Genomic DNA, 16,296 nt, shown 5'->3' on the forward strand with positions numbered 1-16,296 from the left:
CCCAGGAGGGGGCAAGCTCGCTCCTACAAAAAAACACAGATCGATTGAGGCCGGTTTTTTCAGTTAAGCACTGCCACTGCGCTTAAAAAAGTGGCATACGCGCCGAATGTTCGGCGCTTTCACCCTCATCCGCGCACAGCACGCTGCGCTCAAGCGCCGCCTGCAAGGCATCGAAACGCACCGGCTTGGCCAGCCGATCCGTCATGCCAATGCCATGGCAGCGCTCACGCTCCGGGCCATTGGGCGAAGTGCTCAGGGCGATCACCGGCAATTCACCGCAGCCAGGTAACGCGCGAATCTGACAGCACAACGAGAAACCACCCTCTGGCACATCCAGCAGCACGGCGTCGAAGCTGTGCCCTTGCAATGCAGCGAGGGCTGCCGGGCCGCTGTCCACGGTTTTGACCCGGTAACCGAGCTTGAGCAACATGCCACGCACCGCCAGTTGGCCCACGCTGTTGTCGTCCACCAGCAGCACCGTGCATTCCTGAGGCGCACGCTGTGCAGGCAGCGTTTGCGTGGCGGGCGTGATCTGCTGCGGCACCGAGACGTCCACTTCCAACTGGAAGCGGCTGCCTTTACGGGGTTCCGAATGGTGGGTCAGACGCCCGCCCAGCAGTTCGATCAACTGCCGGCAGATCGCCAGGCCAATGCCCAGGCCGCCGTATTCACGCGTCATCGAACCATCGAGCTGGAAGAAACGCTGATACAGCGTGGCTTCATCGAGAAAGGCAAAACCGATACCGGTGTCGGTGACGATAAAGCTCAGGTGCAAGGCGCCGTCCCCTTGGGGCACGCCCACCACGCGCAAACGCACCGCGCCGACGTGGGTGAATTTGAAGGCGTTATCGAGCAGGCAATCCAGGCACTGGAGGAGTTTGTCGGCATCGCCGATCAGCCGATCCGGCACCTCATCGGCTATATCAATGGAGAACGCCAGGCCCTTGCTCTGGGCGCTGCCGGTGAACTGCTGGCGCAAGGTGTCGAGCGTGCCGCGCAGGCTGAACACTTGCGGCTGGGCCACCAGGCGACCGGCCTGCAACTCGGTGAGGGTGAGAATGCCGTTGACCATGCGCATCATGTCCCGCGCCGAGCCGGCGGCGGTTTGCTGGTACTGCGTCATGTCATCGTCCAATGACACGGTTTGCATCAGCTCCAACGAGCCGATCACACCGTTCATCGGCGTGCGCAGTTCGTGGGTCAGGGTGGCGAGAAATTCGTCTTTGAGGCGGTTGCTGCGGGCCAGTTGCTGGTTGAGCGCTTCGAGTTTCTGGCTGGCATCGAGCAGAATCTGTGCCTGCTGTTCGCGCATGCCGTTGATGCGGTCGGCCAGGGCCAGGGACAACAGCGCCACTTCAATGGCCGAGCCGAGCTGGCTGGCGTACATGGTCAGGAACACGTTAGGCAGGTAACCCAGCACCATCAGGGTATTGACCACCCCGCCGAGCAGGAAGGCCGACCAGGCGATGATGAAATAACGCGCCATGCGCTGCCCGCAGTACCAGGCCTTGATGGCCGCCACGAAGATGGTCACGGTAAACACCAGCGCCAGCGCAGTGGCCAGGCGCAGAGCCACGGCGTAACTGGTCAACAGCGCCAGCGCCATCACCACCCCACCACAGGCCGCCAGCGCCAGCAGAATACGGTTGAGCCAGCGGCTGTGCTGCGCGGTGTGCAGGAAGCTGCGCGCGAACAGGCTGCCGAACAAGGACGCCGAGCCAATCAGGAAGGGCACCGCGGCATTCGCCCACCACGGGTTGTTCGGCCAGAAGTACTCCACCGCCACACCATTGACCGACAGCTGATACAAGCCGAACGAGGCGATATAGAGGATGTAATAGAGGTAGCTGGTGTCGCGCACGCTCAGGTAGATGAACAGGTTGTAGATCAGCATGCCCAGCAACACACCGTAGATGGCGCCGAGCACGTACAAGCGCAGCGGCTGCTCCTCCATGTAGGCGGTGCCGGCCCATAATGTCAGCGGTGCCTGGATCGAACCTTGGCTTTGCAAGCGCAGGTAGACGGTTTGTTGCTGGTCGGGCAAGAAGCTGAGCTTGAACAGGTAGTTGCTCTGGCTCACCTCTCGGCTGGAAAACGGCAACGCGCTGCCGGTGCGGGCGGTGAGTCGGTAATTCCCGGTGCCGTCGTTCTGGTAAAGGTCCAGGCGATTGAGCGGCGGGTAGGCCAGTTCCAGAAACCAGGTGCGTGGTGCGCGGGGATCTGTGGCGGTGTAGTGCAGGTTGACCTTCAGCCAGAACACCGAGCGCGAATAGCCGGCATTGAGGGTGTCTTTGTCATGGGTCTTGAACTGGGCGGCATAGGCGGGAGAGCTGACATCGGCGATGGTCAGGGCATCGGTTGGGTCTTCGAGCACTTGCATGACCCGGCCCAACGGGAGGCTTCGCGTGTTCTGGTTGAACTCGACGGCGCTGGCGAGCATCGGCAGCCCGCACAATAAAAAAATCAGCAAATAGCGCATAGAGCCCCAGCGTAGCCTGGTCCGGTTGTGTCAAAAGCCCCCCATTCCTTTTGAGAAGACGTACACCGGCGATACAGTAAGTTGTTTGGATGCACTTTAGCATAGCCAGTAAAAGCCATTAGCCACTGCTGGAACTTTTTTTAGAACGGCTCTAGGGCAATGCTTTCAGACCACTTCCATTGCGGTTTTCAGCCACGCAAAGCGACACCGCAGCGGCAAACTTCTGCCATTGCCATACAGCCACGCAAAAAGCGTTTGGTGGTAAGCTCGCGCACCATGAATATCTACTGCTCTCGCCCCGTTGTCCTCTGTCTCTCCGGCCACGACCCCAGTGGTGGCGCCGGCCTGCAGGCAGATATCGAAGCCCTGCTCGCCCAGGGCTGCCACGCGGCCCCGGCCGTCACCGCGTTGACCGTGCAAAACACCGTCAATGTCAGCGACTTCCGCGTGCTTGACCGTGAGTGGGTACTGGCCCAGGCCAATGCCGTGCTCGGCGACTCTGAAGTCGCGGCGGTCAAGCTGGGCATGCTCGGCTCCACCGCGATGGTCGACACCGTGGTCGAACTGCTGCAGGCGCACCCGCATTTGCCAGTGGTCTGCGACCCGGTGCTGCGCGCCGGCGGCGGCGGTAGCCTGGGCAAGGACGAGGTCGGTTATGCGATGCGCGAGCGGCTGCTGCCGTTGTCATTGATCGCCACCCCCAACCTGCCCGAAGCGCGGATCCTCGCGGAACTGCCCGACGGCAGCGCCGACGACTGCGCCGAGAAGCTGCTGCCGTACATCAAGCACCTGCTGATCACCGGCGGCCATGGCGATGAGCACGAAGTGCACAACCGTCTGTACAGCCGCGACGGCACGCGCCAGACCTTTACCTGCCAGCGCCTGCCCGGCAGTTATCACGGCTCGGGTTGCACCTTGGCCAGTGCGCTGGCCGGGCGCATTGCCCAGGGCGAAGGCTTGGCCAGCGCCGTGCAAACGGCCCTCAACTACACGTGGCGTACCCTGCGCGATGCCGAACAACTCGGCCAGGGCCAGTTCGTGCCGCGCCGATTGCCGCTGGATTTCTGCTCGTAACTTATCGCTCGTCAGCAAGGGGTTTGCCCGATGAAACTACGCGGCCTTTACGCCATTACCGACAGCCAGCTGTTGGCCGGCAAATTCCTCGCCTACGTCGAGGCGGCGCTGGACGGTGGCGTCACCCTGTTGCAGTACCGCGACAAAAGCAGCGACGAAGCACGGCGCCTGCGTGAAGCCGAAAAGCTGCATGAGCTGTGCTCGCGCTACAAGACTCAATTGATCATCAACGACGATGCCGAACTGGCCGCGCGCCTGGGCGTCGGCGTGCACCTGGGCCAGACCGACGGCCCGCTGACCTCGGCCCGGGCACTGCTCGGCGCCAAGGCGATCATCGGCGCCACCTGCCACAGCCAGATCGAACTGGCCGAACAGGCCGCCAAAGAAGGCGCCAGCTACGTCGCCTTCGGCCGCTTCTTCAATTCTACGACCAAACCCGGCGCACCTGCCGCCACCGTTGACATGCTGGCCCAGGCCCGCAAGCGCCTGCACCTGCCGATCTGCGTGATCGGCGGCGTCACCCTGGAAAACGCCGAGCCGCTGGTGGCCCACGGGGCCGACCTGCTCGCCGTGGTCCATGGCCTGTTCGGTGCCGACAGCACCCAGGAAGTCACCCGCCGCGCCCGTGCGTTCAACGACCTTCTTAAATCTTCAGTTTAGAGAGCCCGACCATGTCCCGTTCCGAAACCCTGTTTGCCAACGCCCAGAAACACATCCCCGGCGGTGTGAACTCCCCCGTGCGTGCGTTCAAGAGCGTGGGCGGCACGCCGCTGTTCTTCAAGCATGCCGAAGGCGCCTACGTCACCGATGAAGACGACAAGCGTTATGTCGACTACGTCGGCTCCTGGGGCCCGATGATCCTCGGCCACAGCCATCCGGACGTGCTCGACGCGGTGCGCCAGCAACTGCAACACGGCTTGTCTTACGGCGCCCCGACCGCGATGGAAACCGAGATGGCCGACCTGGTCTGCTCGATCGTGCCGTCGATGGAGATGGTACGCATGGTCAGCTCCGGCACCGAAGCGACCATGAGCGCGATCCGCCTGGCCCGTGGTTTTACCGGCCGTGACAACATCATCAAGTTCGAAGGCTGCTACCACGGCCACTCCGACAGCCTGCTGGTAAAAGCCGGTTCCGGCGCGCTGACCCAAGGCGTACCCAATTCCGCTGGCGTACCTGCGGCGTTCGCCAAGCACACCCTGACCCTGCCGTTCAACGACATCGCGGCCGTCGAGCAGATGCTCAGCGAAGTCGGCCAGGACGTGGCGTGCATCATCGTCGAGCCAGTCGCCGGCAACATGAACTGCGTCCCCCCGGCCCCGGGTTTCCTTGAGGGCCTGCGCGAGCAGTGCGACAAGCATGGCGTGGTGCTGATTTTTGACGAAGTGATGACCGGTTTCCGGGTCGCCCTTGGTGGCGCCCAGGCTTACTACGGCGTCACGCCGGACCTGAGCACCTTCGGCAAGATCATCGGCGGCGGCATGCCGGTAGGCTGCTTCGGCGGCAAGCGCGAGATCATGCAACACATCGCCCCGCTCGGCCCGGTCTACCAGGCAGGCACCTTGTCGGGTAACCCGCTGGCAATGGCCGCCGGCCTGACCACCCTGCGCCTGATCAGCCGCCCGGGCTTCCACGCCGAGCTGACCGACTACACCACGCGCCTGCTCGACGGCCTGCAACAGCGCGCCGATGCCGCTGGCATCCCGTTCGTGACCACCCAGGCCGGTGGCATGTTCGGCCTGTACTTCAGCGGCGCCGACGATATTGTCACCTTCGATGACGTGATGGGCAGCGATGCCGAGCTGTTCAAGCGCTTCTTCCACCTGATGCTCGAAGGCGGCGTGTACCTGGCACCGAGCGCCTTTGAAGCTGGCTTCACCTCGATCGCCCATGGCGAAGCCGAGCTGAAATTGACCCTGGATGCTGCCGAACGCGCCTTCGCGGCCCTGAAATAAGTGACGGCAACCTTCTGACGTTGCCCCTGGCAGCGTCAGATTTGCTACTTTGCTTACAGACAATTCCTGGTTTTTTCGAGAATTGCCCTGCAATCCGGCAGATAACTTGCCCAAGCAGCAGAAAAACGAGTAAAGACTTTGTAAGCAGAGGCCTGCTTATTTCATAATGCGCGCTTATTGGACTCCCCCGAGGGTCCCGCGCCCCGTCAGAGGTAAGTCGATTCCCATGAAACGCACCGGCCGCACCCTGGTTCTGGGCTGCCTGTTGCTCCTTCAACCGCTACTGGCACATGCCCAGGCCGGCGGCAACTCGTTGTTAATCCCAGCGATGGGTCGTTGCACCCTCAATACCCAGCCAGACAGCCAGGCCGAAGCCCTGAGCGCGTGCCAGAAACAGGCCGAGGACGGAGATGCGCAGGCGCAATACGAGTTGGGCGAGTACTACCACGACAGCAAGAACCCGGCCGTTGACCTCAACAAAGCGTTGAGCTACTTCGAGAAAGCCTCGTTGCAGGGCCACGCCCAGGCGCAATACCAGTTGGGCAACATGTTCTTCAAAGGCGAAGGCGTGCCGGCCAACAACATTCAGGCGTACATCGTGCTGAAAATGGCCGCGGTCAATGGCGCCGAAGACGCGCTGGACACCGCCGACGAAGTCGCCGAGCACATGCAGCGCGATGAACTGGAAGTGGCGACCCAGGTGCTGGGGCAGATTTTCCGCAACTACCTGCAGGAGTTGCAGAGCGCCGATGGGCGTTCGCCTTTCTCTCCCCTGCCTTGATCACGGCGATAACAGGTAGCCCTGTCGATACGCCGTGGCCCCTGCGACGTGGGCAATCGCCATACCGGCGCTTGCCATTCGGCGTATTGATCGTACATACAAAAGCCCTGCACGCTCACACACTACCTCGGTCACACGGTCTGTAATCGGATCGATGACGTGCGCCACGATTTGTCCTGCTTCCAGGTAATCCCCCACCTGCGCGCAAAACACAATCAAGCCTCCCACCGCACTCACCACCGGCGCGACCCCCGCCAAGGGTGTTGGCGGACTCAATAACGCCGGTAGTGGAGGCGCTTGCCCCTCAACGCCTCCCTGCAAAGTCAGATAGTTGATCAACGCCTGACAATCCTGTCGCGCCAGCCCGTGGCTCACATCAGCCACGCCGCGCAACTCCACGGTCACGGCAAAACCCGGCGCCGCAAAGACCCCAGGAAAACGCGCCTGCATCCGTGCCCAGAACAAGGTGTAGCAATCGTCGAACGAATGCCCGCCCGCGTCCGGGCTCATAAAGCAGGCCCGGGCGCCCAGGTACCGCGCCAGCGGTTCCACCTGGGGCCAGGCGTCCGGTGCCAGGTACAGGTGCTGCACCGCCTCGAAATCACAATGCAGGTCCAGCACTCTGTCGGCGTCACAGGCCAGCGTTTGCAGGGCCAGGCGCAGGGAATGCAGCTGGGTCCCCGGCACTTGGCTGACAAGGGTTTGCCGCAAGGTCGCGCGGATCAGGTGCAGGTTATGCGCAGGATCATCAGTCAGAACATCCTGGACCTGATCCCCGACCTGCTGGCTGACGTCGACGAAGAAGCGATTGAAGTTCTCTCGACTGTCGTTATCGAAGCGCCCCTGCGGCACGTCCATCAGCACCTGCTCCAAACCCAGCGGATTGGCCACCGGCACCAGCACCACCTGCCAACGCAGCGCACCTTTGGCCTCCAGATCTGCCAGCCGTAGTTTGAGATGCCACAACACCAACATCCCCGGCAACTCATCGGCGTGCAGGGAAGCCTGGATGTAAACCTTGCTCGGCGCATCGGCTGGGCCGTAATGAAAACTATGAATATGCCACGTGGTACCTGGCACAGCCGTCAACAGTTCATGTCTGCAAGTCTGCATATCGCCTCCTATCGATTCGAATCAAGAAAGCTCAGCCAGCGTCGTTCTGCCAGACGGAACAGGCAGATCAACGCGAACGTAATGCACAAGTAGAGCGCCGCGGCTAGGCCAAAGGATTGGAAGGTGAGGAAGGTTGCAGCGTTGGCATCCCGTGCGACTTTCAGGATATCCGGCACCGTTGCCGTGAACGCCAGGGTGGTGGAATGCAACATGAAGATCACTTCATTGCTGTAGTAGGGCAACGACCGGCGCAGGGCCGAGGGCATGATCAAGTGCACGTACAGCTTCCAACCGTCGAAACCCAACGACCGTGCAGCCTCGATTTCACCGCGCGGCATCGCCCGGATCGCGCCCGCGAGTATTTCCGTGGTGTAGGCCGCGGTATTGAGGGCAAACGCCAGAAGGGTGCAATTGAGCGCTTCGCGAAAAAAAGCATCCAGCAACGGTTGCTCGCGAACGGCGCCAATGCTGTAGATGCCGGTGTAGAAGATCAGCAACTGGATATACAGCGGTGTGCCGCGAAACACGTAGGTAAAGCTTTGCACCGGCCAACGCAGCCAGCGTCGGCTGGACGTCCTGGCAATGGACAGTGGCAACGCCAACAGCAGGCCCAGGCACGAAGAGGCGCTAGTCAGCCACAAGGTCATGGCCAGGCCGGTGATTTGTTGGCCGTCAGAATAGATAAACGGCCGCCAATACTCCTGGATAAGCTCGATCATGATGATGATTCCTGCACACCGTCACCATACCGACGCTCCAGCCAGCGCAACGCCGCGTTTGAAACACTGCTGAGCAACAGGTAAACCAGCGCCGCCAGCAGCAGAAAAGCCAGTAATTGCTGACTGCTCTTGCCCGCCATCTGCGCCACTTTCACCAAGTCTGCCAAGCCGATGATCGACACCAACGCCGTGGCCTTGAGCAAGACCATCCAGTTATTGCCCAGCCCCGGCAGGGCAAACCGCATCATTTGCGGGAATATCACATGCACAAAACTCTGCCTGAAGGTCAGGCCAAGGGCTTTGGCAGCCTGGAACTGGCCCCGTGGCACAGCCAGCAACGCGCCGCGAAAGGTTTCGGTGAAATAGGCGCCGTAGATAAACCCCAGAGTGATCACGCCGGCGCTGAAAGGGTCGACATCGATGTAGGCCCAGCCCAATTCGCTGGTCAGACGACTCAGGCCTGTCTGCAACCCGTAGAAAATCAACAGCATCAACAACAGGTCCGGAACCCCGCGAATCAAGGTGGTATACACCTGCGCGCACAGGCGCCATGCCCTGACCCTGGACAGCTTGGCGCCTGCCCCCAGCAGGCCCAGGATCAGCCCCAGCAGCAATGACAACAGTGCCAGTTGCAGGGTGACCCAGACCCCGTGCAGTAACATCGGCAAAAAACCGCCCAGGGACGCGGCGAATTGAGTGAAGGCAGGTAGCATGATTGTGTCCTCGCTGGCCGTTGAGGGCGGTTATTGGCCGCTGAACATGTTCACTCCGGGGAAGTACTGCTCTTGCAGGCGAGCGTAGGTGCCATCGGCGTGCAGGGCAGCCAGCCCCTTATCCAACAGCGCTTTCAACGTGTGGTTGCCCTTGGCGATGCCAATGCCGCTTTTGGACGGCATCAACTCGCTGTCAATCAACGGGCCCAGCACGAACCCGACGCCTTGGGGTGAACGTAAAAATCCGCTCTGTGCTTGCTGAGCATCCTGCAGCGATGCCTGCAAACGCCCTGTCAGCAGGTCCGCGTACACTTGCTCCTGATCGGCATAAGCCACCACCTTCATACCCTGCCCGGCGAGCACTTGCCGGGCATACACTTCTTGAGTACTGCCCTGCAAATAGCCGACGGCCATGCCTGTGGAAAGCTCAGTGCCAGGGCGCATCACCATGGCGGTGGGACTGGAAAACACCTCCGAGGAAAAGTCGATGACCTTTTGCCGAGCGGCAGTGATGGTCATTGAAGCAAGGATGGCGTCGATCTTGCCGGCGTTGAGGCTGGGAATCATGCCGTCAAAGTCACTCTCGACCCATTGGCAGCGAACATTCAAACGTGCACAAATTGCATTGCCAATATCTATTTCAAAACCGGTCAAAGTGCCCGTACTGTCTTTATAAGCAAAGGGCGCATAGTTGGGATCGGCAGCGAAACGGATCACTTTATAATCGCTGGCAAACAACGATGAATTAATAAGGAGTGTGGTGAATAACATCAGGAGTATTTTTTTCATTATTGTATTCCTCGTTATTGATTGAACAGTCGAACTGACTACACCTCGATAAATGGAATTTCCCGCCGCACTATCAGCGAGCCTTCGGGCGCATCGAACTCACGTGCGATGCGATGACCTGAATACACCGCCGCCGCAATGGTGCCCGGCGCCACACAGTCGCCGATCAGCGTCAGCGTTCGGATGCCTGCCGCCTGTAACTGTTCGGGTGAGTTGTTCAAGGCCTGATACAGCGCCTGCTCAGGCTCCCGGGAAGTGACCAGCAGCAAGGCTGCAGCTGGGATCAACCGCGTACGTTCGGTGTAGATGCAACCCGCTACCACACCCTCTGGCTTAACGCTGACCAGCGTATGGGACGGTATGATCGTGACATTCAACTGCATCAGACGACGCTGAATGCGGTGCTGCTCGAGAGTGTTATGGGTCCAGGCCGCCACGTCCGCCGCAGGGGTGATGAATATCACCTCCACACCCCGCGCCACCAGGTGTTCGGCCAGCACGCTGCCCATGTAATAGTGATCGTCATCGAACAGCAACACCGGCGAAGTGGGCAACACCCCCGCCATCAGATCATCAGGCGTCAGCACGGGCAGGCTCTCCAGGCCCGTTAAGGGAGAGCGCAAGGCGCGTCCCAAGCCATCCCGCCGCCAATGGGAACCCGTAGCGATGAACACATGCTCGGCGGCGAAATCCAGCACATCCTGGGCCTGCAAGGGGCTTTCCCGATAGATCTCGACTGACGGCATGCGGCTCAACGCATCCAGTCGATAGTCAATCACCCGTGCCCAACTCGCCAGCCCCGGCAGCCGGGCTTCCAACGCTACACGCCCGCCTAGGGTGCGCAGGCTGTCGACCAGGGCCACTTCCATCCCTCGCGCACCTAGGATCCGTGCACACTCAAGCCCGGATGGCCCGGCGCCGACCACCAGCGCCCGGCCGGGTTGCTGCGTACGGTTGACCGACTCGGGGTGCCAGCCACGCCGCCACTCCTCGCCCATGGTCGGGTTCTGTGTACAGCGCAGGGGCGTGCTGGTGTGGTCGCCACTGACACATACATTGCAGCCGATGCATTCGCGAATTTCCTCGGCGCGCCCCTCTTCAATCTTCTTGGGCAAGAACGGATCGGCAATCGAAGGGCGGGCCGCCCCGATCAGGTCCAGTACGCCACGGCGAACCAAAGACACCATGGTGTCCGGCGAAGTGAAGCGGCCGACGCCCACCACGGGCTTGCTGGTCAGCGCCTTGAGCCCCAGCAGGAAGGCCTCTTGGTAACCCTCCCCGGCAAAGCGCGCCGTCACGCTGTCATTGGACCAATCGGCGACATTGACGTCCCATAAGTCCGGCAGGTCCGCCAGCATCGAGAAGATTTCGGCACCTTCGCCCTCGCGGCTGAGGCCGTCGGCCATTTGCTCATCCACCGCCAGGCGGACCGCTACGGCACACCGATCACCCACTGCGTCGCGAGTGTCTTCAATCAACTCGCGCAACAGGCGCACACGGTTTTTCAGCGTACCGCCGTATTCGTCGGTACGCCGGTTATTGCGTGGCGTGAGGAAATGGAACGGCACGCTCAAGTCGTGGCCGGCGTACACATAGATGATGTCGAAACCCGCCTCCCGGGCGCGCAATGCGGCGGCTCGATGCAGGGCGCGCAATTGCCGGATATCGGCATGGCTCATGGCCCGAGCCTGCACCGGGTCGTAACTGCGCACCGGGGTATTGGAAGGCGCCCAGGGAATTTCGCGACTGTAGCGGTTGGGCGCCGAGTAACCATTGAATGCCAGCTCTACCCCAGCCAACGCCCCGTGACGGTGTACCCCCTCACACATGCGCGCCAGTGCAGGAATATCGCGTTCATCCCAAAGACGCGCTTCTATATAAGGGGAGAACTCGCTCAGCGGGCTGATTTCGCATTCTTCCGTGCACACCACGCCCCAGCCGCCCTCGGCTTTCACTGCGCGCATGCGCGCCATCGCCGAGGGGTGCACGTGGCCCATGCCATTACAGTGCGGAACTTGATAAAAGCGATTGCGGGTACGCACCGGGCCTATTTGCACCGGTTCAAACAGAATGTCATAGCGAGGATCGCGCACAGGGCTACTCCCGAACAGGTCAGTTCGTTAATGACGGCGTGATGGAACTTGACGCTAATGAGTGGCGTGATTAAACGCAGTCGAACGGGGGAAACTTCGAGGTTTTCTTATTATTGGTATATTCATGATGCCCTCTCTGAATAAACAAAATTTGCTATCTTTCAAACAAAATGTCTATCCATTGAGAGGCAGTTTCGGAAACGCCCTACAAATTAATTGCAGATCACTTCTCAGGCATCGGCATCGGAAACGGCATCACATTGCTCACGCCCCGAGCCTCACTGATCTTCGGCGTGCCCAGGCGCTCGACCTCATCGATGCGCACAATCGAATGCATGGGCACAAAGCTGCGCACTACCCCTTCGAACTGGGCCTTGAGCTTTTCTTCGCCCGGATCGACCACCAACTGGGTGCGCTCGCCAAAGACGAACTCTTCCACCTCCAGGAAGCCCCACAGATCACTTTGATAGATCTGCTTGGCGTACATTTCGAACACCTGGCCCTGGTTGAGGAAAATCACCTTATAGATTGGAGCTTCACGTTTGGTCATGGTGGGCGAACAACACATGGGGATATAAAAGAGGGCGCGAACTATAGCATGGCACCCGATGCACAGCGCTAGGAACCAATGGGCATGCCCCCTATAATGCGCTGTTATTTACCACCAGTTGACGATTCCCATGGCCAAGAAGCTTTACATCGAAACCCACGGTTGCCAGATGAACGAGTACGACAGCTCGCGCATGGTCGACTTGCTGGGCGAACACCAGGCCCTGGAAGTCACTGCCCGCGCCGAAGATGCCGACGTGATCCTGCTCAATACCTGCTCGATCCGCGAGCGGGCCCAGGACCGTGTGTACTCGCAGCTGGGCCGCTGGCGTGAATTGAAACTGGCCAACCCGGACATGGTGATCGCCGTCGGCGGTTGCGTGGCCAGCCAGGAAGGCGCTGCGATCCGCGACCGCGCGCCCTATGTCGATGTGGTGTTCGGCCCGCAAACGCTGCACCGCCTGCCGGAAATGATCGACGCCGCACGCGTCACCAAGCTGCCGCAAGTGGACGTGTCGTTCCCCGAAATCGAAAAATTCGACCATCTGCCCGAACCGCGCATCGACGGGCCGAGCGCCTATGTGTCGGTGATGGAAGGCTGCAGCAAGTACTGCACCTTCTGCGTGGTGCCTTACACCCGTGGCGAAGAAGTCAGCCGGCCGTTTGACGATGTGCTGGCAGAAATCATCCACCTGGCTGAAAACGGCGTGCGCGAAGTGACCCTGCTGGGCCAGAACGTCAACGGCTACCGTGGCCAGACCGATGATGGCCGCCTGGCCGACCTGGCGGAATTGATCCGCGTGGTCGCCGCCGTCGACGGCATCGAGCGCATCCGCTACACCACCTCGCACCCGTTGGAGTTTTCCGACAGCCTGATCCAGGCCCACGCCGAAGTACCAGAGCTGGTCAAGCACCTGCACTTGCCGGTGCAATCGGGTTCGGACCGCATTCTGTCGGCGATGAAGCGCAACCACACCGCGCTGGAATACAAATCCAAATTGCGCAAACTGCGCGCCGCCGTGCCAGGCATCTGCATCAGCTCGGACTTTATCGTCGGCTTCCCGGGTGAAACCGAGAAAGATTTCCAGCAGACCATGAAGCTGATCGAAGACGTCGGTTTCGACTTCTCCTACTCGTTCGTCTACAGCCAGCGCCCGGGCACCCCGGCTGCCGACCTGCTGGATGAAACCCCGGAGGCGTTGAAAAAAGAGCGTTTGAACGCGCTGCAACATCGCCTCAATCAACAGGGCTTTGAAATCAGCCGACAAATGGTCGGTTCGATCCAGCGCATTCTGGTCACCGATTATTCGAAGAAAGACCCGGGTGAATTGCAGGGGCGTACCGAGAACAACCGAATCGTCAACTTCCGCTGCGACAATCCCACGCTGATCGGCCAGTTTGCCGATGTGCACATTGATGCGGCGCAGCCACACTCGTTGCGTGGCTCGCTGATCCAGTAACCCATCGATATTTTTGTCTGATGGAGATCAAAATGTGGGAGCGGGCTTGCTCGCGAATGCAGTGTGTCAGCCAATATAAATATCGACTGAACTGGCGCATTCGCGAGCAAGCCCGCTCCCACATGGGATCTGCGCCACACTCGGGCTATTTAAGTGCTTTCGCACACCGGCGCCTGGCGTTATTCTCTCTCTCACCTCATCAGCCAAAGGGCGGCTAAAAGCAACCTTGAACGCACCCATAGCAGAACCCCATCGTTTTATCCTCGAGCCTTTTGAGGCTCGCCGTTTCGCCAACCTGTGCGGACAGTTCGACGAGCACCTGCGCCTGATCGAACAACGCCTGAGCATCGAGATCCGCAACCGCGGCAATCAGTTCGAGCTCATTGGTGAACCCCAACACACCACGTCTGCAGAAAACCTGCTGCGCCGCCTCTACCGCGAAACCAAGGGTAGCGAGCTGTCGCCGGAGACCGTGCACCTGTACTTGCAGGAATCGGCTGTGGAAGACCTGGCCAACAACCCGGTGGCCGAAGCCAGCGTGGCCTTGCGTACCAAAAAAGGCATGATTCGCCCACGCGGCTTGAATCAGCAGAAGTACGTCAAGGAAATCCTCGGCAACGACATCAACTTCGGCATCGGCCCGGCCGGTACCGGCAAGACCTACCTGGCGGTGGCCTGCGCCGTCGATGCCCTGGAGCGCGAGCAAGTGCGGCGCATCCTGCTGGTGCGCCCAGCGGTCGAGGCCGGCGAAAAGCTCGGGTTCCTGCCCGGCGACCTGGCCCAGAAGATCGACCCGTACCTGCGACCGCTCTACGACGCGCTGTACGAAATGCTCGGCTTTGAATACGTGGCCAAGCTGATCGAGCGCCAGGTGATCGAGATCGCCCCGCTGGCCTACATGCGTGGCCGTACGCTCAACAACAGCTTCATCATTCTCGACGAAAGCCAGAACACCACCGTCGAGCAGATGAAGATGTTCCTCACCCGTATCGGTTTCGGCTCAACCGCCGTGATCACGGGCGACATCACCCAGGTCGACCTGCCCAAGGGCACCAAGTCGGGCCTGGGCCAAGTGATCGAGGTGCTCAAGGACGTGCCGGGTATCAGCTTCACGCATTTTATGCCCAAGGACGTGGTACGCCACCCGCTGGTGCAGCGCATTGTCGAAGCCTATGAGCGTTTCGAACACCGCGACGACGCGCCCGCCAAGGACGCTCGCCACGATGCTTGAGCTAGACCTGCAGCTGGCCACCGACGCGCCCGCCCCCAGCGAAGCCCAGTTCCGCCAATGGTGTGAACTGGCCTTGCGCCAGCGCACCGCCGACTCGGAGCTGACCATTCGTCTGGTGGACGAGGCCGAAGGCCGTGAGCTGAACCACACCTGGCGCCAGAAAGACTACGCCACCAACGTGCTGTCCTTCCCAGCCGACGTACCCGACGAATTGCTGGATATCCCGTTGCTGGGCGACCTGGTGATCTGCGTCGCGGTGGTCGAACGCGAAGCGGCGGAACAAGGCAAGGAACTTGAGGCCCATTGGGCCCATCTAGTCATCCACGGCTGCTTGCATCTCTTGGGTTACGACCATATAGACGATGACGAAGCCTGGGAAATGGAAGCGCTGGAACGAACGTTGCTTGCAGAACTGGGTCACCGCGACCCGTATGCAGACGACGAAAGCTGATCAACACTCAACTGTCATATCAAAGGATTTAGAGTAATCGCTATGAGCGAAGACCGATCGAGCAACGGGCAGAAGTCATGGCTGGGTAAACTGACCCAGGCTTTTGCCCACGAGCCGAAAAACCGCCAGGAGCTCTTGGAGCTGCTGCGCGATGCACACCAGAACAAATTGCTGGACAGCGAAGCGCTGGCCATCGTCGAAGGCGCCATTCAGGTGGCTGACCTGCAAGTGCGTGACATCATGGTCCCGCGCTCGCAGATGATCAGCATCAAGGCGACCCAGACCCCACGGGAATTCCTCCCGGCCGTGATCGACTCGGCGCACTCGCGCTACCCGGTGATCGGTGAAAGCCATGACGACGTCATGGGTGTCCTGCTGGCCAAGGACCTGCTGCCGTTGATCCTCAAGGAGAACGGCGACAGCTTCAACATCAAGGACCTGCTGCGCCCGGCCACCTTCGTGCCCGAGTCCAAGCGCCTGAATGTGCTGCTGCGCGAGTTCCGCGCCAACCACAATCACATGGCCATTGTGATTGACGAATACGGCGGCGTGGCCGGCCTGGTCACCATCGAGGACGTGCTGGAGCAGATCGTCGGCGACATCGAAGACGAGCACGACGTCGAAGAAGACAGCTACATCAAGCCGCTGCCCAGCGGTGATTTCCTGATCAAGGCGCTGACGCCGATCGAGAACTTCAACGAGTTCTTCGACAGCGAGTTCTCGGACGATGAGTTCGACACCGTCGGCGGCCTGGTGATGAGTGCGTTCGGGCATTTGCCCAAGCGCAATGAAACCACCGAGATCGGTGCCTATCGCTTCCGCATTTTGAATGCCGATAGCCGTCGTATCCATCTGATCCGTTTGACACCTATTGCCCGCTAAGGACTGA

15 protein-coding genes are annotated in these 16,296 nt (G+C 60.5%); 8 read left to right on the forward strand and 7 right to left on the reverse strand.

Translation table 11 applies throughout. The annotated features are described in order from the left end of the window. Positions 1-82: 82 nt before the first annotated feature. A complete protein-coding gene (locus tag MF6394_RS08255) occupies positions 83-2,479 on the reverse strand; it encodes a hybrid sensor histidine kinase/response regulator (protein WP_078466469.1) in 2,397 nt (798 codons plus the stop codon). Between the two features lie 276 nt (positions 2,480-2,755). On the opposite strand from MF6394_RS08255, the gene MF6394_RS08260 reads away from it, so the two are divergent. From MF6394_RS08260 to MF6394_RS08275, 4 genes are all read left to right on the forward strand, one after another. Next, complete coding sequence (locus MF6394_RS08260) at positions 2,756-3,553, forward strand: hydroxymethylpyrimidine/phosphomethylpyrimidine kinase (RefSeq protein WP_044268934.1); 798 nt, start codon at positions 2,756-2,758, stop codon at positions 3,551-3,553. A gap of 30 nt (positions 3,554-3,583) precedes the next feature. Further along, the gene (gene thiE / locus MF6394_RS08265) at positions 3,584-4,213 is read left to right on the forward strand and encodes a thiamine phosphate synthase (protein ID WP_044268936.1); all 630 of its coding nucleotides are present in this window, start codon (positions 3,584-3,586) and stop codon (positions 4,211-4,213) included. A gap of 11 nt (positions 4,214-4,224) precedes the next feature. After that, on the forward strand, positions 4,225-5,508 hold the full coding sequence (gene hemL / locus MF6394_RS08270; protein WP_032895176.1) for a glutamate-1-semialdehyde 2,1-aminomutase: 1,284 nt from the start codon (positions 4,225-4,227) through the stop codon (positions 5,506-5,508). A 226-nt stretch (positions 5,509-5,734) separates the two neighbouring features. After that, positions 5,735-6,289: a tetratricopeptide repeat protein gene (locus tag MF6394_RS08275; protein WP_047711854.1), complete on the forward strand. Its 555-nt coding sequence runs from the start codon at positions 5,735-5,737 to the stop codon at positions 6,287-6,289. Here MF6394_RS08275 and MF6394_RS08280 read toward each other — a convergent pair whose 3' ends face one another. The 6 genes from MF6394_RS08280 to MF6394_RS08305 all read right to left on the reverse strand — a co-directional run bounded on the left by MF6394_RS08280 (position 6,290) and on the right by MF6394_RS08305 (position 12,266). Then, positions 6,290-7,402 (reverse strand): succinylglutamate desuccinylase/aspartoacylase family protein, encoded by a 1,113-nt coding sequence (locus tag MF6394_RS08280; protein WP_078466470.1) that lies wholly within the window; start codon positions 7,400-7,402, stop codon positions 6,290-6,292. Positions 7,403-7,410: 8 nt separating this feature from the next. Further along, complete coding sequence (locus tag MF6394_RS08285) at positions 7,411-8,121, reverse strand: ABC transporter permease (protein WP_014720067.1); 711 nt, start codon at positions 8,119-8,121, stop codon at positions 7,411-7,413. Beyond that, a complete protein-coding gene (locus MF6394_RS08290; RefSeq protein ID WP_014720068.1) occupies positions 8,118-8,834 on the reverse strand; it encodes an ABC transporter permease in 717 nt (238 codons plus the stop codon). The genes MF6394_RS08285 and MF6394_RS08290 overlap by 4 nt, the downstream gene beginning before the upstream one ends. A gap of 30 nt (positions 8,835-8,864) precedes the next feature. Then, the gene (locus tag MF6394_RS08295) at positions 8,865-9,623 is read right to left on the reverse strand and encodes a transporter substrate-binding domain-containing protein (protein WP_078466471.1); all 759 of its coding nucleotides are present in this window, start codon (positions 9,621-9,623) and stop codon (positions 8,865-8,867) included. Between the two features lie 38 nt (positions 9,624-9,661). Continuing rightward, complete coding sequence (locus MF6394_RS08300; protein ID WP_078466472.1) at positions 9,662-11,716, reverse strand: oxidoreductase; 2,055 nt, start codon at positions 11,714-11,716, stop codon at positions 9,662-9,664. Positions 11,717-11,939: 223 nt separating this feature from the next. After that, the gene (locus MF6394_RS08305) at positions 11,940-12,266 is read right to left on the reverse strand and encodes a DUF1820 family protein (protein WP_003236992.1); all 327 of its coding nucleotides are present in this window, start codon (positions 12,264-12,266) and stop codon (positions 11,940-11,942) included. A 130-nt stretch (positions 12,267-12,396) separates the two neighbouring features. Here MF6394_RS08305 and miaB point away from each other — a divergent pair, with 130 nt between their 5' ends. The 4 genes from miaB to MF6394_RS08325 all read left to right on the forward strand — a co-directional run bounded on the left by miaB (position 12,397) and on the right by MF6394_RS08325 (position 16,289). After that, positions 12,397-13,725, forward strand: a complete 1,329-nt coding sequence (gene miaB, locus MF6394_RS08310; RefSeq protein ID WP_047711855.1) for a tRNA (N6-isopentenyl adenosine(37)-C2)-methylthiotransferase MiaB — start codon at positions 12,397-12,399, stop codon at positions 13,723-13,725. Between the two features lie 226 nt (positions 13,726-13,951). After that, positions 13,952-14,956 carry a PhoH family protein gene (locus MF6394_RS08315; protein ID WP_019818064.1) on the forward strand — a complete coding sequence of 335 codons (1,005 nt, stop codon included), beginning with the start codon at positions 13,952-13,954 and terminating at the stop codon, positions 14,954-14,956. Further along, positions 14,949-15,407 carry an rRNA maturation RNase YbeY gene (ybeY, locus tag MF6394_RS08320; RefSeq protein WP_044268940.1) on the forward strand — a complete coding sequence of 153 codons (459 nt, stop codon included), beginning with the start codon at positions 14,949-14,951 and terminating at the stop codon, positions 15,405-15,407. The genes MF6394_RS08315 and ybeY overlap by 8 nt, the downstream gene beginning before the upstream one ends. 42 nt (positions 15,408-15,449) lie before the next feature. Further along, positions 15,450-16,289 (forward strand): HlyC/CorC family transporter, encoded by an 840-nt coding sequence (locus MF6394_RS08325; RefSeq protein ID WP_003194444.1) that lies wholly within the window; start codon positions 15,450-15,452, stop codon positions 16,287-16,289. Positions 16,290-16,296 lie beyond the last annotated feature (7 nt).

The organism is Pseudomonas sp. MF6394 (assembly GCF_002018845.1).
Classification (GTDB): Bacteria; Pseudomonadota; Gammaproteobacteria; order Pseudomonadales; family Pseudomonadaceae; genus Aquipseudomonas; species Aquipseudomonas lactis.